The organism is Ruegeria sp. CK2 (assembly GCF_056536585.1).
The window spans coordinates 108,407-129,778 of record NZ_JBQFPW010000015.1 but is presented as its reverse complement, the minus strand read 5'-3'; the positions used below and the strand labels follow the sequence as shown (position 1 = coordinate 129,778).

Here is a 21,372-nt window from a genome sequence, read left to right as displayed (position 1 = left end):
CGGTACTAGTCCAATGTCACATTTTGCGCATTGATGTATTTCCGTCCAGCCTCCATCGCCTGCCGAACGGCTTCGGCGACCGGAAGGTGGCGGCTTTTGGCCAATTTGATCAACATTGGCAGGTTTGCACCATAAAGGATTCGACGATCCTGTGGGGCACAGGCCCGCAAGCTGAGGTTCGACGGGCTGCCACCAAAAAGATCGGTTACGATGACGACACCGTCGCCAATATCCACCTGATCGGCCGCGCGGCTGATTTCAGCCTGTTTTTCATCGCGGTCGTGATCTGCTTCGATCGCAATTGCCAAAAGGCCTGGCTGAGGCCCGACCACATGTTGCATGGCGGCCAAATACTCCTGAGCCAGCCCCCCATGCGCTACGATCACAATCCCGATCAACCCGGCCTCACATTCAACGATCGACGTTCCATCTCGCGGTGTCTAACTGCCACCTGCTGCCCCCCTTCTGCAAGAGCTTTCGCAACCGCTTCGGCCATAGCAACAGATCGGTGTTGACCGCCAGTACAACCGAACGCCACTGACAGATGCGCCTTACCTTCCGCACGAAAGGCAGGCAACAAGAGCGTCACCAAATCTACGACACGGTCAAAAAACGGTTCATAGTTTGTATCGGACTGCACATAGTGCGCCACATCCGGGTTTCGACCGTCCGCCGCACGTAACTCGGGACGCCAATACGGATTTGCCAAGAACCGGCAGTCGAAAACCATATCAAGACTGCGTGGAAGGCCGCGTTTATACGAAAAGGATTCAACGGATATCGCCAAATGACGGCCACCCTTTGGGGCAAACCATCGCTCGACCTCTTCCCGCAATTGGTGGACATTCAAGGCTGTGGTGTCGATCAACGTATCCGCAATCTCGCGAATAGGCGTCAGCAGCTCCTTTTCGGTTCGCACGCCGGTTTCCGGACCCGCGTCTTTGGACACAGGGTGCCGCCTGCGGGTTTCCGAGAAGCGACGCAGCAGGACGTCGTCACTGCAATCCAGATATAGCACCGTCAGGTCGTATTGCTTCATGCGACCCAGCTTTTCCGCCAGTTCTATGAACCCCACTGTCGAGAAATCACGGTTGCGCGCATCGATCCCCAGCGCCATGGGACGGTCGCTTTCTGCTCCATCCAACAAACGGGACAACAAGCCCATGGGCAGGTTGTCAATTGCCTCGAACCCAAGGTCTTCCAACACGTGAATTGCAGTTGAACGGCCTGCTCCGGATGGGCCGGTCACCAACACGATCTGACTTTGCGATATCATTTACTCGGCCATTCCGGGTCAACGCGTCCCATTTTCAACAATTGGATCAGAGCTGCGGGCAAATTGGGGACACCAGCGCCGCGAAGCAATGGCACAGTTTGCCCCAGTAACTGGATGGTGATCGGCTCTGGCAGGCGCGCATCTTCGGTTTGACCCAGATCGACGACATAGTGAACCGTAGCTGATCCGGCGGAGCTAGCGTGTAAAAGCCCGATTCCGCGCGCTTCAACCAAACCGCTGATGTTCTGCACGGTCATTGCTGTGACCTTTCCCCGCTCCAAACGCAGATCAACCCGGTCGTCTGCAATAAACTCTGCCCCAAAGGCCATCATTTGCAGCGTCAAAGCGGATTTTCCTGTCCCCGGGACCCCGACAACAAGAAGACCCCGACCTGCAACAGCGACACAGCTTGCATGAACGCGGGCACTGTCCTGGTTCATCGCGTCTGACAAGCTACTGGTTTTCATGAGCTTAGACTGGCAACCCCACCACAAAGCGAGCACCCAGCGGATCCGAAGTGATATCAGCCTCGGTCGGCCGGATGTTTTCGGCCCAGATCACGCCTCCATGCGCCTCGACAATCTGTTTCGAAATTGCCAGTCCCAGCCCCGAGTTGTTTCCGAAATGCTCTTCCGGCCGTTCCGAGTAGAACCGCTTGAACACTTTGGTCAAAGCCTGTTCGGGGATACCAGGGCCGGTATCTTCAACCACGACCAGAACACGGTTGTCGCGCTGGCGCACCCAAACCCGGATGGCATCGCTTTCCTCGCAGAAGGAAATCGCATTGGTGATCAGATTGACAAAGACCTGAGCCAAACGCGCTTCAAGCCCTTGAACAACAATCGGCTCGGACGGCAGGTCAGTGATATAGTCAATTCCCTGGGACCGGGCATCCTCTCCCAGATACTGACCGATGTTGCCAAGCAGTTTGAGCAGGTCAAAGGGTTGTTCTTCTTCCTTGACCAACTCGGCATCCAGACGCGACGCGTTAGAGATATCACTCACCAGTCGATCCAGCCGACGCACATCATGTTCAATCACGCCCAGCAGCTTTTCACGCTGATCGTCGCGCTTGACCATACGCATCGTGCCGACGGCAGATTGCAAGCTCGCAAGCGGGTTCTTGATTTCATGCGCCACATCAGCTGCAAACTGCTCATTTGCATCAATGCGATTGTAAAGCGCGGTCACCATGCCACGCAGAGCACGGCTGAGGCGGCCAATTTCATCGGGCCTACCACTAAGATCCGGGATCCGGATACGGCCCGGATTAACACCGGTACCCCGGTCTTTGCCCATCTCGGCAGCAGAGGCCAGATCTGCCAAAGGGTTGGCGATCGTCGAGGCAAGAACCAGGCTGAGGCCTACGGACACAAGCAAGGCAACAACAAACATCTGCAGAATGCGTTCTTGTTCCCGCCGGGCCAGTGCATCGATCTCTCCAGCAGGGCCGGAAATGGCGACGGCGCCCGCAGGAATACCTTCGTACAGGATGGGGGCGGCGGCAACGATCACCGTATCGCCCGCATCGTCCTGCACAGCCTGCACCTGATTTTGGCCCAACAATGCCTGAGGGACTATGGTCTGAACACGTTGTGCCAGGGTTGGTGCCTCTCCGGTCGAAGACCAGTTGAAAATCTGTGATATCCCAGTCCAGACAGCGTTCAACCCATCGCTGATTACGGTACTACCAGTTTGCACGTCAGAGTCTGAGCGCAGCAGAACCGGCATTTCTGATGCCGGCGGCGCGCCACGCGTCCAGCCAATCAGGGTACCATCGGCATCATAGACGAAGACTTCGCCGCCTTCGGGCAAGCTCAGGCCAGCAAGGGTGTCTTTGACATCCAAATCTCCGGCATTTTGTTGACTTTGAAGCGCGCCCTGACGCATCTGAGTTTCAAAAACGTTGCTGACCAGCTGCGCATCACCGATCAAGTTGCGCGCCGTTTGCTGGACTTGTTCCTTTCGGGAATCGTCCAGATACAGCAACCCCGTCACCAGGATTACGAGAGCAATCAGGTTGAAGGTGATAATTTTGCGAGCCAAGGGAGAGCCGCGCAGGGAAAACAAGTTCCTGCGAGATCGTTTCTCACGAAGCTCTGCCGATTCGGGGTCTTGCGGGATAACCCAGTCATCCCCCAGAACGACGTCACCGTCGCGTGGTTCTCTGGCTTGTTCGGTGTCGCGCACGGGACCCCATTACCTCTTGCAGGCGGCCGCGCCTATTCTTCGTTGTATCTGTACCCGATGCCGTACAGAGTTTCGATCGCCGAAAACTCTGAGTCAGCAGCGCGCATCTTCTTGCGCAGGCGTTTGATGTGGCTGTCGATAGTACGGTCATCCACATAGACCTGATCATCATACGCGACATCCATCAATTGGTCACGGCTTTTGACAAAGCCCGGACGCTGCGCAAGCGCTTGCAGCAAAAGGAACTCGGTGACGGTCAAAGACACATCTGCGCCTTTCCAGCTGACCGCATGACGCAGTGGGTCCATCCGCAGTTCGCCGCGCTCCATCACCTTGGTATCGCCGGTCGTGGCCACCGCGGCATCTCCGCTTGTGGCTTCCTGCCGACGCAGAAGGGCGCGGATGCGCTCGACCAACAGACGTTGTGAGAACGGCTTTTTGACATAGTCATCCGCGCCCATGCGCAGACCCAGAACCTCGTCGATCTCATCATCCTTCGAGGTCAGAAAGATCACTGGCATCTGCGTTTTCTGACGCAGACGCTGCAACAGGTCCATACCATCCATGCGCGGCATTTTGATATCGAGAACGGCCATGTCCGGCAGCTTCTTGTTGAACGCATCCAACGCCGCTTGTCCGTCATTATACGTTTCGACCTCGAAACCTTCGGCTTCAAGCGTCATGGAAACGGACGTCAGAATGTTTCTATCGTCGTCCACCAGTGCAATCTTTGACATCGGGTTCGCCCCTATTCCTGCTCACTCACGCAATAATTCGACTATTTGTAAGGTATTGTTGGCGATTTTGCGCCAGCGAATCAATCCGTAACTGCGAATCGTGCCTTTGTTGCGGCAGGGATGCGGCAAAATTGCCTTGCTTCCCGCAAAAATACGCCCGGTTCTCCGGCAGGAAATTCTTGATGGCGCTAAACCTGTACTTGGTTGCGCTAACTGCGCCAAACCGTCCTGTTCATGCCCCAAAAGACCGTGATAAGACGCGCCTATCCGCCGGTTTTCCCCGGCAAACTGCCCCAAGAGCGCAGTCGGCCCAAATCGCCGCCGCGCCGCCACAGGAGAAGAAACGCATGACATCTGGACGGGTTAACCCGCAATTCCGCCTCGAGGATCAGGGCATCGAGGGTCTGGGCAATGTCTATTACAACTTCATGGAACCGGCGCTAATCGAACAAGCTCTGAAGCGCGGCGAGGGGACGCTCGGCAATGGCGGAGCTTTTCTAGTTTCGACCGGCAAATTCACTGGTCGATCCCCCAAAGACAAGCATGTGGTCAAAACCGACAGCGTTGCAGACAGCATCTGGTGGGAAAACAACGCCGCGATGACCCCGGAAGGGTTCGACGCGCTCTATGTCGACATGGTCGAGCATATGAAGGGTCGTGACTATTTTGTGCAGGATCTCGTTGGCGGGGCCGATCCGGCTTATTCAATAAACGTGCGGATGGTCACAGAACTGGCCTGGCACAATCTGTTTATTCGTCACCTGCTACGCCGCCCGGATCGCGAAGATCTGGACGATTTCACAGCAGATTTCACCGTCATCAACTGCCCAAGCTTTCAGGCCAACCCAAAAAAGCATGGTTGCCGCAGCGAAACGGTGATTGCGATGAACTTCGATCGCAAGTTGATCCTGATTGGCGGAACCGAATATGCGGGCGAGAACAAGAAATCCGTATTCACCCTGCTGAACTACATGCTGCCCGAAAAAGGCGTGATGCCGATGCATTGCTCAGCCAATCACGCGGTTGGCAACCCGGTCGATACGGCCGTGTTCTTTGGCCTGTCCGGCACAGGCAAGACCACACTCTCTGCCGACCCCGCGCGCACTTTGATTGGGGATGACGAACATGGCTGGTCGGATCGCGGTACGTTCAACTTTGAAGGTGGCTGCTATGCCAAGACCATCAACCTGAATGCCGAGGCAGAGCCTGAGATCTACGCGACCACATCCAAATTCGGTACAGTAATCGAAAACATGGTGTTCGATCCCGAAACCAAAGAATTGGATTTCGATGACGACTCGCTGACCGCTAACATGCGTTGTGCGTATCCGCTGGAGTACATCTCGAACGCCTCCGGCAGTGCATTGGGTGGTCATCCCAAGAACATCATCATGCTGACCTGCGATGCTTTTGGTGTATTGCCTCCGATTGCGCGGCTGACCCCGGCGCAGGCGATGTATCACTTCCTGTCTGGCTTTACTTCGAAGGTCGCGGGCACCGAGCGTGGTGTTACAGAACCGCAGCCAACCTTCTCAACCTGCTTTGGCGCGCCTTTCATGCCGCGCCGCCCCGAAGCCTACGGTAACCTGCTGCGCGACAAAATCGCTCAGCACGGCGCGACCTGTTGGCTGGTCAATACCGGTTGGACCGGTGGTGCCTATGGTGTTGGCAGCCGGATGCCCATCAAAGCGACCCGCGCTTTGCTGACTGCCGCGCTGGAGGGATCGCTACGCGATGCCGAATTCCGTAAGGATGCGAATTTTGGATTTGACGTTCCTGTTTCGGTTCCCGGTGTCCCCGAAGTTCTGCTAGACCCACGTCGCACCTGGGATGATCAGGCCGCGTTCGACAAACAAGCCGAGAAGCTGGTTCAGATGTTTGCGGAGAATTTCGAACAATATGTCCCGTTTATTGACGAGGACATCAAAGCCGTCGCAATCGGTTAGAATAAAAAAAGGGGCGCTGACGCCCCTTTTTCGCTGCTGCGCGCGCCGAGCTTATGCGATCTCCTTAAAGTTGTTTAATCGCATTTGCGTGTACAAATTCGTTGTCGTGAACGATCCCTTCAGGTATTTCTTTTAGTCATTGCAACTAAAAAGCCCGGCGCAATTGCACCGGGCCAAAACTGAAAATACCTTTGGGCAGCTCATGCGCATTCACTCACAACGGCGGTTTGAGCAACCTAATCAGAAGACTAGTCTAATAGGATGGGGATAAGTGTCAATATGAGATTAGCTGAGCATTTGCCGGTTCAGCACGTTTCACATGGTCGCATGGGGTGCGATGCAAGACACTAAAAACAACGGTTATGTATATGTCAGAAATCTCGAAGCTCACAGAACTACGTAAACTGATGCAGAGCATGGAGCGTACGCTCGGTCTGGAAAAACTCTCTCCGGTTGAGCGTGATATTTATTACGCAGCGGAAGAACTGTCGAAAGCTGACCAGGAAGTGCGCACGTTTGGTCTGATCGAACACACGCTGGTCCAAAGCGTCTCACGGCCGACTTTCTTTCGCGCTTTGAAATCGCTGGTCGAACAGGGGTATCTGTCTCAAAGCGGCAGCGCGAACCGGGGGCGCTACGTCGTAAATGCCCCCCAGTGATGTTGTGCCCCGGCGCAACGGCGGCTGATCCCCGTGCGCAAGTGGGCCTCTGAAACCTTTTTCGCGTCCTTGGCGTATGTTGTCGTGTCGATCCTCACGTTCGAGGTTCTGATGCCGCTTCAGAACGTCTTCTTTCCCGAGTATCCAAGTCGCGCCAGCCTGCTGTTTCTGCCTCACGGCGTCAGGGTTCTGACGGCATGGCTATTGGGATGGCGAGCAATCTTCGCGCTATTGCCCGGGGTATTCTTGGTGTTTGCGTATCTGGGCGGATCAGATGTCTTTCTACCAAGTCGCCTGATGGCAATTGCTATTGCTGTCATAACAGCTCCGACCATCTTTTATCTGCTGAAATGGATCGGATGGGACTTGTTTCCACGCTCGGACCGGCAGCCTTGTTGGTCCTGCATTATGTGTGTCGGGGTCATAACGTCGATACTTATGTCAGGACTGACCAATCTCGCGTTTGGCAGTGCGACCGCCGAGTACGTCGCCTTTCTGATCGGAGATATCTCAGGGCTGTTCTTCCTGATGCTGGGTGTGTATTTCGCATTCCGCTTTGCAGATCGTCGCGCATAGCGCGCTATCCCATCAGGCCTCGCCGCAATAGGTTTAGGCCTGCGACAAGCAAAACAATCAACGTGGCCTTCCGAAAAACGGCCTGATCGATCCGATCCTGCAGCCGCAAACCCACCCACATACCTACCAATGCTGGTGCAACAAGTACGGCAGAGAACGGTGCTGTTTCGGGACGCAACACCCCAGATCCCAGATGCGCGATCGCCAAAGCGATCGAGCCCAACCCATAGATAACGCCCTGCGTACGCATTTGTTCCAATTTGGGGGTGCCCAAGGCCGTCAGGTAAGCAACGGTTGGAGGCCCCCAAACGCCAGACATGCCTCCGACAAAACCTGCCACGGCGCCGATGATCGCTTCGATCCTTGCTGAAGTTGCGCGCAGCGTCAGCTTAAGGCCAAGGACTTGAATCATCGCAAAGATCGAAACCGGGACGCCAATCATCAGCAGAAATGTGGACGCAGGTACCAGTGCAACCAGTTGCGCCCCGCCCAGTAGGAAAATCAGTCCAACTATCAGAAAGACGCGGAACCGCCGGATCGACGCGTAGGCAGCTTTCGTGCCTTCGCGCAGCGCCTGAAAACCGTTGGTGACCAATGTTGGTAGGATCAATCCTGCCAGAGCCAGTTCCGGAGGCAGAAACATGCTGAGCCCGGATATCATGACCATTGGCATAGCGAACCCTACTATGCCTTTGATCCAACCCGCGGCAAAAGCGACCACCAAAGACAGCGCCACGTCCAGCGGAGAGAGTATGGAAAACAATGTCATGGCTCCTAGATAGCATTCCGGTGAATTTCTGCAGCGCAAAAACGACTAAGCAACTTTTGAACTTTTTCGCGGCGTAATTCGTATTTTTGTTGCGCTGCACGTGCAGCATGATATGACCAGACGACCCAGAAAAGGACGTGATTCATGGCCCATGACGGACAGGATATGACCCAGATGACGACAGCAGCGATTTTGCCTAATCTGCTGGATTTGACACGGGCCGCTGCGCCTGCGGTCGAAGCCGTGTTTGAACAGGCTCGCAATTCTGTGCGTGACATGGTCACCGCTGATGGCCGTGTGTCTGGCGCGTTGATTGAGGCCAACCAGACAGCCGCGCATGGGCTTGCCTGGCTGGCCACCTACGCTCAATCGCTAACTCAGATGCAACGCTGGGCCGAGGCTTTGGAAGCCGACAGCAAGTTCGGCGAGACTGAGCAATTGCTTCATCAGATAGCGTTTGGTGAGTATTTGCACCAGGTTGCCGGCGGCATTCCGATGAACCAGGGTGAGCTTGTCCGCCTTCAGGATCTGGGGCTTGGCTGGGACGCCCTGTCGGGCTTCCAGTGCACCGAGGTACAGACCTTGATGGCGCAGGCCAACTCTCAGGCTGCACGCACCCGTTTGGTCGAACTGATGCAGGACCAATCCGGTGCCACCATGTTCGGCGCATCCGGTTTGGATGAAGAACTTGAGATGATCCGCGATCAGTTCCGGCGCTATGCCGTTGAAAAGGTTGAACCCTATGCACATGATTGGCACCTGAAGGACGAGTTGATCCCGATTGAAGTCATCAAAGAACTGGCCGAGATGGGTGTGTTCGGTCTGACCATCCCTGAAGAATTCGGCGGCTTTGGCCTGTCCAAAGCCTCGATGTGTGTTGTGTCCGAAGAACTGTCGCGCGGCTACATCGGCGTAGGTTCGCTGGGCACCCGGTCCGAGATCGCAGCGGAACTGATCATTGCGGGCGGCACAGACGCACAAAAGGAAAGCTGGCTTCCGAAGCTGGCCAGCGCGGAAATCCTGCCCACAGCAGTGTTTACCGAACCCAATACGGGATCTGACCTTGGCAGCTTGCGCACCCGCGCCGTCAAGGACGAGAATGGCGATTACCAGATCACCGGCAACAAGACCTGGATCACCCATGCCGCCCGCACCCACGTAATGACGCTGCTGGCGCGGACCAATCCGGACAGCGCGGACCATCGTGGATTATCGATGTTTCTTGCCGAAAAGACGCCCGGAAGCAACGAAGACCCCTTCCCGACCCCCGGCATGACCGGCGGTGAAATCGAAGTACTAGGCTATCGCGGCATGAAAGAATACGAGCTGGGTTTTGATGGCTTCAAAGTCAAAGGCGAGAACCTGCTGGGCGGCGAAGAGGGCAAAGGTTTCAAGCAATTGATGGAAACCTTTGAATCCGCCCGCATCCAAACGGCCGCCCGCGCCATTGGCGTGGCGCAAAGCGCGTTGGATATCGCCATGCAATACGCAGAAGACCGCAAGCAGTTTGGTAAGTCGCTGATCAGCTTCCCGCGTGTGTCGGGCAAGCTGGCGATGATGGCGGTGGAAATCATGATCGCACGACAGCTAACCTACTTCTCGGCCTGGGAAAAAGATAACGGGCACCGCTGTGACCTTGAGGCCGGGATGGCCAAACTTCTGGGGGCACGCGTCGCATGGGCCGCAGCGGACAATGGGTTGCAGATTCACGGTGGCAATGGATTTGCACTGGAATACAAAATCAGCCGCGTTTTATGTGACGCGCGCATCCTGAACATTTTCGAAGGGGCTGCCGAAATTCAGGCTCAGGTCATCGCACGACGTTTGCTGAGCTGATCTGAAACGGTATCCTTGTTTCCCCGACTGGACCCGGCCACGTGCCGGGTCTTTTTCTTGAATTGTACATGCGCCGAACAGTGCATCTTTCGTGTTGTAAAACTTTTTCGGGTCGGTTCCGAAATGCCTGCTGCGCAACTCAGGTTATGCTGCGCATGCAAAACGTGGGCGTTCAAAGGCGAAGGGCTAAACAAGACGTTACCTGCCCGTAAACGCAACAATCGCGGGTAAACTCCGGTGTCTTACTGACCGATCTCGACCGCATTACCACATTCGGCGATCGCCTCGACCACCACCGGCAGCATCCTATCGGCCACCAGTTTTGACCCCTCGGGCGTCAGATGGGTGTAGTCTACGTATAGCGACTTGTCCTGATGTGCAGGACCCGCGATTTGCGCAACATCTGTGAACGGGATACCTGCTTGTTCGAACAGGGCCGGAAATTCCGGGCGGGAGCGTATCATGATCTCTTCCCGGCCCGGCACGTATTTTTCGCGCGTAATCTGGGCAATCTCGCGATCCGCCGGGCTAAGGTGATCGGTATTTTCGAACACGACTTCGGGCTGAAGAAACACGTGGTAACAGAATCCATGGTAGTCGCTGAAGGCGTCCATCAACTTGTAGTTGCGTAAAAAGCCGATCTGGGCGGCCTCGGCCACTTCAGCCGGAAAATCCCGTTCCAAAGCAGCGGCGTCTCCTGAGACGTTATAGCGCGGCGCTTCGTAACGATCATAAAGGCCCTGCGTCAGTTTCGAGACCAGTTTGAACGTATAGGAGTACTCGGCTGGTGCCCGTAAGAACGCATATGTCGCAAAGAAAGGCTTTCGTTCGTTCAGGGCATCAACCATGCGGGCCGATGAATACCCATAGCTCTGGATTGGGTTCTTAACCCCGACATTGTAGAAGTCATTGTGCCCGTCCAGAAACACGATCATGTCCGGCTCGTATTCGTACAGCGTTTCATAGAAATACAAAACGTGTTGAAAACTGTGATAAGCCGCCACGCCGGCGTTGATCACTTCGATGTTTACGCCGGGCATCTCATCCTGCAGCTGCGCGCGCAGATCCTGTTCCAGGAAATGCGAAACCGTTTCCTGATTTGTCAGGGTTGGATGCTCGGGGTAGACGCTGCCTTGCGAGCCGATTGCATAGGCAGTCGACCCACCCATAAGGAAAATGCGGTATGTGTCTTGTGGCTTGGGCAGCGCGACGGACGTATCCCGCCGAAACCCCTGATCCGAGTGAATCCGTTCTCCACCCGTGTCAAAGTCGCGGCGATAATCGGGGTTCAGTTCATGCCCCCGGATCGAGGAATAGAGATGCCGTTCTGCCCGGCCGCCCAGCGCGTTGTCAAAGACATGGACTACAGCGACATAAGACAAAAGTTCGATCAGCAGGGCCAAAAAGACCACGTAGATCAGGATCATGAGGGCCTTGACGATAGGTCGGGTCTGGCCAGTTTTGCTCACGTCATCACTCTGCGTTAGGGACAAAACAATCTCCACTCATAAAAAACGCATTTCTGCGTAGATACTAAATATAAGCTACCCCAATTGGGGTAAATCAACTCAGAGAAAAAGCCGGTTGTAATGCCGGTTCACTATGTCGATTTGCGACCTTACGTCAACTATGGGCCGCGTCACGGTTCGTTGTTTCGACCTATGCCTTGACCTGGCGCGATAAGCAGGCCTAAACGCAATCACCCATTATGTCTGATCCGCAAGGTTTATCACGATGCTGCGCTTTGCCTTTTTGCTGCCTTTTTTGGGATTCGCGCAATGCGACCGGGATGAAAGCGTCGCTGCGTATGGGGCCGCAGATCAAACATGGGCGCTGCAGGAAATCGATGGCGTGCCTTATGACGCAACCGCGCTGATACGGTTTCCAGAAGAGGGCCGGATCGAAGGGAACGCGCCATGCAACACGTACAGCGCGACGTTGAACGCACCTTATCCCTGGTTCGAACTGCAGGATCTAACCGCCACTCGCGCCGCCTGTGCCGGGCTTGAGGCTGAAGGGTTCTATTTTGCTGCGTTGATGGCGATGACCCAGTCCGAAGTGTCAGGCGACGTGATGATCCTGCGCAATGAGGATGGGCACGAAATGGTGTTCAGAGCCGTCGAGTAAGCTGATCCACAAAGCGGGCGCGCGCCTCGGGCAATGGGTTATTGCCCAGCGAGGTTGCGACGCGATGTGTCAGGAAATAGCCGGTCGTCTGTAACGCTTCGATAATCTCGGCATCCGGGGCGTCGCCTTTGCCGCGCAGACACGGCGGCAGCGCAAGCAGCTTGTCCGCCCATTCCCCGGCCCCCTGGGCGCTAACGGCACGCCCGGACTTGGGTGAGACATAGATCAACCCGTCGGTCACTCCGGTCACTGCGCATGTATGCAGATCCAGACCAAACCCCAGCTCTTCCAGCAGCGCCAGTTCCCAGCGCAAGTAGGCCAGTGGCCAGATCTCATTCTGACCCAGAAGGTCCATCAACTGTTCGGTCTTATTGTAGATCGCCGGGTGCGGTTCACGTTCGGGTAGGCAAAACGCCAGCAGCGCCACCACTGCGTTCAGCCCCGCCAGCGCCAACCGTCCCGAAAACGCCGCCGCAGCGCGGGACCTGAGCGGTTCCACCTGAAACGTGCCAATATGTTCCTCAAGCCGCGCGCGCCAAAGCACATCCAACTGCGCTCCGGGCTGCAGGATCGGCGCAATCTTGCGACTGGTCCCCCCGCGCACAACACCGGCATGGCGACCGTGGCCTTCGGTAAAGACCTCAATAATCGCAGCTGTTTCGCCGTGGCGGCGAGAGGTCAGAAGGATACCGTGATCGCGCCAGTCCAAGAGCTAGACTTCCCCTAAATTCCAAACAATTCTTGGGTTTTCAACACCTTTGGGTTGCATCGCGAATTCCCGTGTGGATAACCTGTCACAGATCAAACTAAAGAACGAATAGAGACGTGGAAAGATTTAAGAAGATTTTTGGCTGGGTGTTGAAAGCCTTCGGCGCAATGGCTCTATTGTTCATCTTGTTTATCGTAGGTGTGTATTTCTTCAGTCGCCAAGAGCGAGCATTGGCGCGAGAGTTTCTTCTACTCGCAGGTCAAGAAAACTACGAATCTGCGTTCGAGTTAACGTCCAATGAAATGAGAAACGTTTATCCGCTGCAAATGTTGAAATCTCAGTTCGAAACGATACAACCGTACACAAGTGTTTCTTTCAACAACGTCCATATTGGAAGTGGTAAGACCACATTGTCTGGCACCGCCACTACGGACGAAAACTGCGTCAGCTTGATCACATTCGTTATTGAGGACGACCGAATCTCAACTTTCCAGATCGACAACCCTTGTCTCGTTGATCAAGTCGCCGCGTGATTCACAGCTTTTTAGACGCTCCCTGTTTACGTGTTTTGGAGAAGCGTGCTAGCCTAATCCCTCATCGTCGAGCAGATGCCGCCCCCGTCGATCTTCCACCTCAATAACCCACAGGTCGGGGTCAAAGCTGCGCTGGCGCTGGATGGCGGCGTCTACATCCGCCTCTGGGCCGTTGGAGAGTTCGACCCATTTGCGGTCGCCGCTCATCAGGTCGAAACTGCGTTGGAACGCCACCGCCTGACCGTCCAGCGTGTTAAGCTTGACCAGCACAGCGCCCGCGGTTTCGTCGCCATGGGTCACGACAAAGGCCGGGATGTCCTGAAATCGCAGGCGCGCCAGATAGGCATGGACCCAGAAATCAGCTGTCAGCCGCGTCATGCGTTGCCGTCTTTGAAATCCAGACCCATTTCCGAATAGCGCTCGGATTCCTCCAGCCAGTTGGGCCGGACTTTGACCTGCAGGAACAGGTGGATTTTACGGTCGAGAAACTCTTCCAGTTCCGCCCGCGCCGCTTGGCTGACCGCCTTGATCGTCTCGCCCTTTTTGCCCAGCACGATGCCTTTGTGGCCGTCGCGCATGACATAGATGATCTGGTCGATTTTGGCGGAACCGTCCTTGCGCTCTTCCCAGCTCTCGGTTTCGACCGTCAGCTGGTAGGGCAGTTCCTGATGCAGGCGCAGGGTCAGTTTCTCGCGCGTCATCTCAGCGGCGATCATGCGCAAGGGCAGATCGGCGATCTGATCTTCGGGGTAGAGCCATGGGCCTTGAGGCAGTTGCGAGGCCAGCCATTTGCGCAGGTCATCAACGCCATGGCCCTTTTCGGCTGAGATCATGAAAGTTTCAGCAAAGGGATAGCGTGTATTCAGGTCGCTGGTCAGGGCCAACAACACTTCGGATTGAACCTTGTCGATCTTGTTGATCGCCAGCGCGATTTTACGGCCCTGCCCGATCTCTTCCAGACCTTCGAGGATGCGCTCGACCCCTTCAGTGATGCCACGATGGGCCTCGACCATCAGCACGACGACATCGGCATCGGCGGCCCCGCCCCACGCGGCGGCGACCATGGCACGGTCCAGGCGGCGTCGGGGTTTGAACAGGCCGGGAGTATCGACGAAGACCAGTTGCGCGTCGCCCTCCATCGCAACACCACGGATGCGAGTACGAGTGGTTTGCACCTTATGCGTCACGATCGAGACCTTGGCCCCGACCATGCGGTTCAAAAGGGTGGATTTGCCTGCGTTGGGCTCTCCGATCAGGGCGATAAATCCGGCACGTGTGGTCATGTGTGTTGCGATCCTGTTTGCAAGTGCGCACCCCTATAGCAGAAAGGGGCTGCGGGCCAGAGGGATTTGTCGCATTGCGGCCATGCATACAAGGTGGCAGGACAGCGAAGCGCCACGCCAAAACCAGCCAGGCGACCATCCAATCCGTGAGGCGAGATATGAAACGTCGAGAGTTTCTTTTGGGCAGCGGTGCCGCTGCGGGAGCGCTGGGTCTGAGCGGGTTCGGTCTGGTGGCCGGGACGCAAGAACTGGTAATTCAGCCAGCCAGTTTTGCGCTTAGGGATCAGGTCACGGATGGCATGGTCAGCCTGTCGTCAGGCGCGCCTCCTCCGGTTCTGTATGGACGTCAGGGTGAGGTGATGCGGTTGTCGGTGCGCAATACGCTGACCGATTACACGGCGATGCATTGGCACGGGCTGCGGATCGCCAATGAGATGGACGGCGTGCCTTATCTAACCCAGGTGCCGATGGGTCAAAACGAGGTTTTTCAGTACGAATTCACGCCACCCGATGCAGGCACCTACTGGTATCACCCCCATTGCATGACGATGGAGCAGATGGCCCACGGGTTGACTGGCGTGATGGTGATTGCCGAACCCGACGACCCCGGCTTTGACAGCGAACAGGTGATCAATCTGCGCGATTTCCGGCTGGATGATGATGGCGCATTTCTACCCGCCTATACGCAACGGGGTGCGGCCCGCGCGGGAACATTTGGCAATGTCCACACCGCCAACTGGTTGCAACAGCCAGTCTATGACCACGCTGCCGGTGGGCTGGTCCGCCTGCGTGTGGTCAACACCGACACGACCCGGATTTACAAACTGCATCTTGAGGGGGCCGAGGCTCGGATCATCGCCTGGGATGGGCACCCGGCCGACGTAGAAATTCCCCTGCCCAGCGCTGACACACCGCTGCTCGTTGGCTCCGGTCAACGGGTGGATTTTGCGGTGGCGATGCCTGAAGGCGAAGGTCAGACCGTCGCGCTAATGGCGAAACTGCCGGGTCAACCGCTCCGCGCCATGGCGCGGTTGCGCGCAGTTGGCGCGACCGTTGCGCGAAATCTGCGTGACTTGAAGCCCCTACCCGTCAACCCGGTTGCAAAACCCGATCTGGCCAATGCGGAACTGCATGAGTTCGTCTTTGGCTGGACGCCTGAAGGTGGCGTTCCTAACAACGGCTTCTGTGGCTCGCTCGGTTACAATTTTTGGTCGATCAATCGCAAACCGTGGCCGGGGGATGCAGCACAGGGCGTGGGCCCTTTGGCGACGCTGGAGCTGGGCAAAACCTATGTTCTGAGGTTGCGGAATGAATCGCCAAACTTGCATCCGATCCACCTGCACGGGCTAGCCTTTGTGCCCCTGAGGTCAAATCAACGCCAATTGCCGCCCCAGATGACGGATACGATGTTGCTGCTAAAAGACGAGGTGGTCGAGATTGCCCTGGTTGCCGACAATCCGGGCGATTGGGCGTTTCATTGCCATGTGATCGAGCATCAGAAAGCCGGCCTGACCGGGTTTATTCGGGTTGTTTGAAGGGCGGATTGCGCCCCTCAAACTAATCAAGTGTCAGGTTTCCCGGCGGGTGATCAGGCGCAGGATTGCAACCAGTACGATGCCGTAAAGCACATGACCAATCAGCGCGACCCAAGTAATCCCGGTGAAGTTCAAAAACGGCGGTAGGCCCGAGAAGGTGGTAACGCCGCCGATTGCGAATACCCATAATCCGGCCCCGTAAAGCGCCGAGGCCAGGAACCAATGCACCGGACCCACTACGAGCGTCCAGATAGGTTTGAAGACATAGGCCCATCCCATCGGGTAGCCAATCAGACCCACGATGTAGAAATGGACAAAGAACCCGAGAAAGGCACTGCTTGGCAGCCCGAGGCTGGACAACAGACTCTGTGCCAGACCTTCGGGCGACAGATTTGCCCAGCCGATAGAAGGGCTAAGGACCTGGCCCCAGAAATCAAATGCCATTGTGGCGAAAAACCCGGCGATAAACAAAAGCCCGATATAGGTTACACTCAGTCTGCTTTTTTCCATTGAACCGCTCTCAATAACCTCAATTCGTAAACTCTGATCGGGCTTAGTGCGGCCGGGTCAAAGCAAGTCTGCAGTACATAAAAAGACAGCCAGATTTTGCCAGAATTATCAATGAAGTGTTACATATTTTACAATGCAGTGCCGGTCGCGCGTCAACTAAGACGTTCTAGCAAAGCCTTCGCCGCCGCCTGTTCCGCCTGCCGTTTCGATCCGGCGGTGGCCTGTGCCTCGGTGCCGTCTTGCAGGCGGGCCGCGATGGTGAAGACAGGCGCGTGGTCGGGGCCGCTGCGTTTGACTTCAACATAGCTGGGTGGCTTCTGGCCGCGGGCCTGCGCCCATTCCTGCAACGAGGTTTTGGCGTCGCGGGCGTCGGCCTCGACACTGTGGACCCGATCGCCCCAAAGGGCGAGGATCACGTCGCGCGCTGCTTCGAAATCAGCGTCGCGGTAGATGGCGGCAATCACCGCCTCCATCGCATCGCCCAACAGCGCCTGTTTGCGGCGTCCTCCCGAGAGCATCTCGGACCGGCCCAGTTTCAGCACCGCTCCCAGATCGATCTGCAAAGCCACATCGGCGCAGGCTTCCTTGCGGACCAACGCATTGAAGCGCGGGGCCAGCTGGCCTTCGGATGCCTTTTTGTCCGCCTCAAGCAAGGCGGTCGCCATCACAAGTCCCAACACTCGATCGCCCAGAAACTCCAACCGCTGATTGTCGGGCCGAGTGGACGAAGAGACTGAGCCGTGGGTCAATGCCCGCAGAAGCAACTCGGGGTTGGCGAACTCATACCCAAGCCGCTGCTGGAACGCTTTTATCTCGGCCGATAGCTTCAATTGACTGCCTTGAAGAACCGATCTCCGCGCCAGGTCCAGAAGAACAGCATCGAGCGGCCAGCGGATGAGAACATGATCCGATCGGCGCGACCGATCAGGTTTTCATATGGCACATAGCCAACCCCTCCGGCGGATTGCGGCAGGCGGCTGTCGGCAGAATTATCGCGGTTGTCGCCCATGAAGAAGTAGTTGCCTTCCGGCACGGTATAGACGCCGGTGTTGTCCGATCCCTGATTGTGGATGTTCAGAACATCGTATGAAACGCCATTGGGCAGCGTTTCGATCATGCGGGATTTCTCACAGATGCCCCCGTTCCCCACCGGGCCGTTTTCGCATCGTGGTCGCAGACCCTGAGGACCTTGCGGAGCGGCAACCTCAGTAAACACGCCATCGGGCTGCTGTGGAACCGGTGTTCCGTTCAGAATGATCTGCCCCTCTCGCACCTGAATGCGATCCCCCGGCAGGCCGATCAGCCGTTTGATGTAGTCCCGCCCGGTGACCGGGTGGCGGAACACGATCACATCGCCGCGTTCGGGATCGCCGCCCCAAATGCGCGTATTGTCTTCGCCTGGCAGCCAGCCGCAGATACCTTCCGCATCAATGTTCAGGCCGATGCTGGGCATGACCATGCTGGGGCAAGATGCGTAGGAGTAGCCATAGGCCATTTTGTTGACGAACAGGAAATCCCCAATCAACAGGGTTTGCTTCATTGATCCGGAGGGAATCCAGAATGGCTGGAAGAACAGCGTGCGGAAAACACCCGCGATCAGCAGGGCGTAGACGATGGTCTTGATCGTCTCCCAGACGGCATTTCCGGATTTGGCTTCCTCGGCCATACTGCTCTCTCCAGTCTTTGCTTGGTTGGGGTGCTACATGCGGGTCGGGTGGGGGCAAGTCAAGGCCGTGCGGCGCCATCTTGCAGTGGTCGCGCCTCGATCACGACAAAGGCCTGCGCCCAGGGGTGATCATCGGTCAGAGTGACGTGGATGATCGCCTCGTACCCGTCCGGGGTCATTTCCTTCAAACGCTCGGCAGCCCAGCCAGTCACATGCATCATCGGCTGGCCGGTGCGGAGGTTGGTGACAGACATGTCTTTCCACGCGATCCCCATGGCAAGGCCTGTGCCCAACGCCTTGGAACACGCCTCTTTCGCGGCCCAGCGCTTGGCGTAGGTGCCGGCCGTGTCGGCACGACGTTCGGCCTTGCTCTGTTCAATATCGGTGAAGACACGGTTGCGAAACCGATCGCCGAAGCGGTCAAGCGTGCCTTGGATGCGCTCAATATTTGCGAGGTCCGTGCCGATGCCGAGGATCATGTTCCCTGCTCTACTTTGCGTGAGTGCATGCTGTATCCTCGACCAACACCGAAGACAAAAGCGTAGCGGCACAAAAACAAGGAAATACCCAAACTGATCAAGAGCTCAAAGCACCATAGAACGACTTGTTCTGACAAGTGCCAACGTTGGGGTGAGACTGTCAGATTATAGAACAAAGCACAGACAAGTACTGCAAAAAAAGTGGTCAAAACCATCTTACGCGCGAGAATCCAACTCTTCTCTGGCGGGCCGCATTTGAAACCTCTACGACCGATATCAAATCCATACACCAAAGCAGCCACCACAATCGAAAAGATCAGCGAGGATAACCTTGTGGGCCATTCAAACCACAGAAATGCTCTCGCCATGTTCAGAAAGACATAGGTCATTAGAACGATGCTCAGAAACAGAGGGCGATGCAATCCAACTTGCTTGTCTCGTGAAAACAAATTCTTCACCCAAAATCCCTCAGCTAGGATCGCTTAAGACAACCGCACCGTCAGAATCTTGTAACTTGCCAACCCAAAGAACCCGGCAAAGGCGAAATCGAACCAGCGGCGGGTGCGGCGGTAGGTTTGGACCATGCGCGCGGACGAAAACAGAAAAGCGTAGCCGATGAAGATCAGCAACGATCCTGCGTAGAGTAAGCCAAAATAGCCCAGCAACATCGCGAGGCTAGCGTCATTGGGGGCGACGATGGCGTAGATCGAGCCCCAGCTGAGGATCGCCTTTGGGTTGGTCAGGTGAATGGCCGCCCCTTTGGCAAAGATGGTTGGCAGCGACCCGGTGATCGGGTTGCCCAATGCCACGTCATCCGAGGTCAGAGCGCGGCGCAGCGCCTTGAGGGCCAACCAACCCAGATAGGCAACGCCGATGTAGCGGATCACTTCGAATACCCAGACATTGGCCAGCATGATCGCCGACAGGCCCAGCGCGGCGGCAATGCCCCACGCGGCGGACCCGGCACAGATGCCCAGCGCAAAAGCCAAACCAGCGGTGCGGCCTTCATTCATGGCTGTTCCGGCGATGCCCATAGTTGCAGGACCCGGCGAGCCGCCAGCCAAGAGCCAGGCGATCCAGATCGCGACAAACCCAGAGGTGATCATGCCCGCGCCTCATCCATCAGGCGACGCATTTCGGCCATGGCCGGGGTGAGGCCCAGAAAGATCGCCTCCCCAATCAGGAAGTGGCCGATATTCAACTCGCGCACTTCGGGAAAGGCCGCAACGGGCTTGACCGTATCATAGGTCAGGCCATGGCCCGCGTGCACCTCAAGACCCAGAGAATGACCAAATGTCGACATCTCGCGCAGCGACTCCAGCTCGCGCGCGGCATCTTCCATGCGGCCCTCGGCATGAGCGTCGCAATAGGCGCCGGTATGCAGTTCAATCACCTCGGCCCCGATGCGATGGGCGGCTTCGATCTGACGCTTGTCAGCGGCGATGAAGATTGAGACGCGGCAACCAACCTCACGCAGGGGCGCGATGAAATGTGCTAGCTTGTTTTCCTCGCGCGCGACCTCCAGCCCGCCCTCGGTCGTGCGTTCCTCTCGCTTTTCGGGAACGATGCAGACAGCGTGCGGTTTGTGGCGCAGGGCGATCTTCTGCATTTCTTCAGTTGCGGCCATTTCAAAATTCAAAGGCACCGACAGAACCTCCATCAGCCCGTCGATATCGGCGTCCGAGATATGGCGGCGGTCTTCGCGCAGATGCGCTGTGATGCCGTCTGCCCCTGCTTCTTCGGCCAGTTTCGCCGCGCGCAACGGATCGGGGTATGCCCCGCCACGCGCATTGCGCACCGTCGCCACATGATCAATGTTCACGCCCAGACGAAGATGGTTGTCAGACATCACCCGATTCCTTTTTTCGGTTTTGTCCCGAACCTAGAGCGTTTGAGTCGGGAACGGCAGCCTTAGCTTCGGCCAAACGTTTGATTTGTTCGAACTTCGCCTTGATCTTGGCGCGGCGGCGATTCTGATAGGTGCGGATCAACGGCAGGCTGAGATAGCCGCAGATCAAACCTGCTATGATCCCCGGGATGACGCCGCCCACCAAATAGGGGAAAAATACATCGTCATAAAACCGGCTGAGACCATGCCAATCCGCTTCGCGTCCCGTGAACACGGCGATGCAATTGTCTTTGAGATCGCCCATTGCATCGGCAAACTTGCCCATCAGCCCATGCGTGTCGCCCTTGCGGAAACGGGTGCCCAAAAGGAAATGTCCGGTCTGCAGGCTGACGACGCCGATGGGGACGTAGGTCAGCGGATTGCCGAAGAACGTACCGCTGAGCGCCGCCAGAATATTGCCGTTCAGCAGACGCGCCAACACGGCGGCGACCACGAAATGGAGCCCGTAAAACGGGGTAAACGCAGCAAAGACCCCTGCCCCGATTCCGCGCGCGATCCGGTCAGGTGAATCCGGCAGCCGGCGAACGCGGTGTTTGACATAGTGAAAGGCGCGGGTCCAACCACCACGCGGATAGACAAATTCAGATGCGACCTGGACGGGTGAGCGTCGATCTCGGCGCTTGAAAACCACT

25 protein-coding genes are annotated in these 21,372 nt (G+C 56.6%); 7 read left to right on the top strand and 18 right to left on the bottom strand.

Annotated elements, in window-relative coordinates:
- Nucleotides 1-5: 5 nt before the first annotated feature.
- The 6 genes from ACR0BU_RS19925 to ACR0BU_RS19900 are packed head-to-tail and all read right to left on the bottom strand — an operon-like array spanning nucleotide 6 to nucleotide 4,500.
- Nucleotides 6-398 (bottom strand): PTS sugar transporter subunit IIA, encoded by a 393-nt coding sequence (locus ACR0BU_RS19925; RefSeq protein WP_298937068.1) that lies wholly within the window; start codon nucleotides 396-398, stop codon nucleotides 6-8.
- Nucleotides 395-1,276 carry an RNase adapter RapZ gene (gene rapZ / locus ACR0BU_RS19920; RefSeq protein WP_480738686.1) on the bottom strand — a complete coding sequence of 294 codons (882 nt, stop codon included), beginning with the start codon at nucleotides 1,274-1,276 and terminating at the stop codon, nucleotides 395-397. Before rapZ ends, ACR0BU_RS19925 begins: the two co-directional genes overlap by 4 nt.
- A complete protein-coding gene (locus tag ACR0BU_RS19915; RefSeq protein WP_480738685.1) occupies nucleotides 1,273-1,743 on the bottom strand; it encodes an HPr kinase/phosphorylase in 471 nt (156 codons plus the stop codon). Before ACR0BU_RS19915 ends, rapZ begins: the two co-directional genes overlap by 4 nt.
- Nucleotides 1,744-1,747: 4 nt before the next feature.
- On the bottom strand, nucleotides 1,748-3,466 hold the full coding sequence (locus tag ACR0BU_RS19910; protein ID WP_299083468.1) for a sensor histidine kinase: 1,719 nt from the start codon (nucleotides 3,464-3,466) through the stop codon (nucleotides 1,748-1,750).
- Between the two features lie 32 nt (nucleotides 3,467-3,498).
- Nucleotides 3,499-4,203, bottom strand: a complete 705-nt coding sequence (locus ACR0BU_RS19905; protein WP_298937072.1) for a response regulator transcription factor — start codon at nucleotides 4,201-4,203, stop codon at nucleotides 3,499-3,501.
- 21 nt (nucleotides 4,204-4,224) lie between these two features.
- Nucleotides 4,225-4,500 carry a hypothetical protein gene (locus tag ACR0BU_RS19900; RefSeq protein WP_299083471.1) on the bottom strand — a complete coding sequence of 92 codons (276 nt, stop codon included), beginning with the start codon at nucleotides 4,498-4,500 and terminating at the stop codon, nucleotides 4,225-4,227.
- A gap of 50 nt (nucleotides 4,501-4,550) precedes the next feature.
- Between ACR0BU_RS19900 and ACR0BU_RS19895 the strand changes: the two genes are divergently transcribed.
- From ACR0BU_RS19895 to ACR0BU_RS19885, 3 genes are all read left to right on the top strand, one after another.
- Nucleotides 4,551-6,149, top strand: coding sequence for a phosphoenolpyruvate carboxykinase (locus ACR0BU_RS19895; protein WP_480738684.1), 1,599 nt, complete (start codon nucleotides 4,551-4,553; stop codon nucleotides 6,147-6,149).
- Between the two features lie 368 nt (nucleotides 6,150-6,517).
- Nucleotides 6,518-6,808, top strand: a complete 291-nt coding sequence (locus ACR0BU_RS19890) for a hypothetical protein (protein WP_299083475.1) — start codon at nucleotides 6,518-6,520, stop codon at nucleotides 6,806-6,808.
- 33 nt (nucleotides 6,809-6,841) lie between these two features.
- Nucleotides 6,842-7,384, top strand: coding sequence for a hypothetical protein (locus ACR0BU_RS19885; RefSeq protein ID WP_480738683.1), 543 nt, complete (start codon nucleotides 6,842-6,844; stop codon nucleotides 7,382-7,384).
- Nucleotides 7,385-7,388: 4 nt separating this feature from the next.
- Here ACR0BU_RS19885 and ACR0BU_RS19880 read toward each other — a convergent pair whose 3' ends face one another.
- The gene (locus tag ACR0BU_RS19880) at nucleotides 7,389-8,153 is read right to left on the bottom strand and encodes a sulfite exporter TauE/SafE family protein (protein ID WP_480738681.1); all 765 of its coding nucleotides are present in this window, start codon (nucleotides 8,151-8,153) and stop codon (nucleotides 7,389-7,391) included.
- Between the two features lie 144 nt (nucleotides 8,154-8,297).
- Here ACR0BU_RS19880 and ACR0BU_RS19875 point away from each other — a divergent pair, with 144 nt between their 5' ends.
- Nucleotides 8,298-9,989 carry an acyl-CoA dehydrogenase family protein gene (locus ACR0BU_RS19875; RefSeq protein WP_480738680.1) on the top strand — a complete coding sequence of 564 codons (1,692 nt, stop codon included), beginning with the start codon at nucleotides 8,298-8,300 and terminating at the stop codon, nucleotides 9,987-9,989.
- A gap of 242 nt (nucleotides 9,990-10,231) precedes the next feature.
- On the opposite strand, the gene ACR0BU_RS19870 is transcribed toward ACR0BU_RS19875, so the two are convergent.
- The gene (locus ACR0BU_RS19870) at nucleotides 10,232-11,458 is read right to left on the bottom strand and encodes a hypothetical protein (RefSeq protein WP_480738678.1); all 1,227 of its coding nucleotides are present in this window, start codon (nucleotides 11,456-11,458) and stop codon (nucleotides 10,232-10,234) included.
- Between the two features lie 265 nt (nucleotides 11,459-11,723).
- Here ACR0BU_RS19870 and ACR0BU_RS19865 point away from each other — a divergent pair, with 265 nt between their 5' ends.
- A complete protein-coding gene (locus ACR0BU_RS19865) occupies nucleotides 11,724-12,116 on the top strand; it encodes an META domain-containing protein (RefSeq protein ID WP_480738677.1) in 393 nt (130 codons plus the stop codon).
- Here ACR0BU_RS19865 and recO read toward each other — a convergent pair.
- On the bottom strand, nucleotides 12,100-12,825 hold the full coding sequence (recO, locus tag ACR0BU_RS19860; protein ID WP_480738675.1) for a DNA repair protein RecO: 726 nt from the start codon (nucleotides 12,823-12,825) through the stop codon (nucleotides 12,100-12,102). The genes ACR0BU_RS19865 and recO overlap by 17 nt on opposite strands.
- A 116-nt stretch (nucleotides 12,826-12,941) precedes the next feature.
- Here recO and ACR0BU_RS19855 point away from each other — a divergent pair, with 116 nt between their 5' ends.
- Nucleotides 12,942-13,358 (top strand): hypothetical protein, encoded by a 417-nt coding sequence (locus tag ACR0BU_RS19855; RefSeq protein ID WP_480738674.1) that lies wholly within the window; start codon nucleotides 12,942-12,944, stop codon nucleotides 13,356-13,358.
- A 48-nt stretch (nucleotides 13,359-13,406) separates the two neighbouring features.
- On the opposite strand, the gene ACR0BU_RS19850 is transcribed toward ACR0BU_RS19855, so the two are convergent.
- A complete protein-coding gene (locus tag ACR0BU_RS19850) occupies nucleotides 13,407-13,736 on the bottom strand; it encodes a DUF1491 family protein (RefSeq protein WP_480738673.1) in 330 nt (109 codons plus the stop codon).
- Nucleotides 13,733-14,641 carry a GTPase Era gene (gene era, locus ACR0BU_RS19845; protein WP_298937084.1) on the bottom strand — a complete coding sequence of 303 codons (909 nt, stop codon included), beginning with the start codon at nucleotides 14,639-14,641 and terminating at the stop codon, nucleotides 13,733-13,735. The genes ACR0BU_RS19850 and era overlap by 4 nt, the downstream gene beginning before the upstream one ends.
- Nucleotides 14,642-14,799: 158 nt before the next feature.
- Here era and ACR0BU_RS19840 point away from each other — a divergent pair, with 158 nt between their 5' ends.
- Entirely contained in the window at nucleotides 14,800-16,176 is a 1,377-nt protein-coding gene (locus ACR0BU_RS19840) for a multicopper oxidase family protein (protein WP_480738671.1), read from the top strand.
- Nucleotides 16,177-16,209: 33 nt separating this feature from the next.
- Here the strand turns inward: ACR0BU_RS19840 and ACR0BU_RS19835 are convergent, their stop codons facing one another.
- The 7 genes from ACR0BU_RS19835 to ACR0BU_RS19805 all read right to left on the bottom strand — a co-directional run bounded on the left by ACR0BU_RS19835 (nucleotide 16,210) and on the right by ACR0BU_RS19805 (nucleotide 21,371).
- Complete coding sequence (locus ACR0BU_RS19835; RefSeq protein WP_480738670.1) at nucleotides 16,210-16,686, bottom strand: hypothetical protein; 477 nt, start codon at nucleotides 16,684-16,686, stop codon at nucleotides 16,210-16,212.
- 152 nt (nucleotides 16,687-16,838) lie between these two features.
- On the bottom strand, nucleotides 16,839-17,516 hold the full coding sequence (gene rnc / locus ACR0BU_RS19830; RefSeq protein WP_298937087.1) for a ribonuclease III: 678 nt from the start codon (nucleotides 17,514-17,516) through the stop codon (nucleotides 16,839-16,841).
- Nucleotides 17,513-18,352, bottom strand: coding sequence for a signal peptidase I (gene lepB / locus ACR0BU_RS19825; protein WP_480738668.1), 840 nt, complete (start codon nucleotides 18,350-18,352; stop codon nucleotides 17,513-17,515). The genes rnc and lepB overlap by 4 nt, the downstream gene beginning before the upstream one ends.
- A 59-nt stretch (nucleotides 18,353-18,411) precedes the next feature.
- On the bottom strand, nucleotides 18,412-18,831 hold the full coding sequence (gene acpS / locus ACR0BU_RS19820) for a holo-ACP synthase (protein WP_480738667.1): 420 nt from the start codon (nucleotides 18,829-18,831) through the stop codon (nucleotides 18,412-18,414).
- Between the two features lie 482 nt (nucleotides 18,832-19,313).
- Nucleotides 19,314-19,937 (bottom strand): LysE family translocator, encoded by a 624-nt coding sequence (locus ACR0BU_RS19815; RefSeq protein WP_480738665.1) that lies wholly within the window; start codon nucleotides 19,935-19,937, stop codon nucleotides 19,314-19,316.
- Nucleotides 19,934-20,680, bottom strand: a complete 747-nt coding sequence (locus ACR0BU_RS19810; protein ID WP_298937091.1) for a pyridoxine 5'-phosphate synthase — start codon at nucleotides 20,678-20,680, stop codon at nucleotides 19,934-19,936. The genes ACR0BU_RS19815 and ACR0BU_RS19810 overlap by 4 nt, the downstream gene beginning before the upstream one ends.
- On the bottom strand, nucleotides 20,673-21,371 hold the full coding sequence (locus ACR0BU_RS19805; RefSeq protein ID WP_480738664.1) for a DUF2062 domain-containing protein: 699 nt from the start codon (nucleotides 21,369-21,371) through the stop codon (nucleotides 20,673-20,675). Before ACR0BU_RS19805 ends, ACR0BU_RS19810 begins: the two co-directional genes overlap by 8 nt.
- Nucleotide 21,372 lies beyond the last annotated feature (1 nt).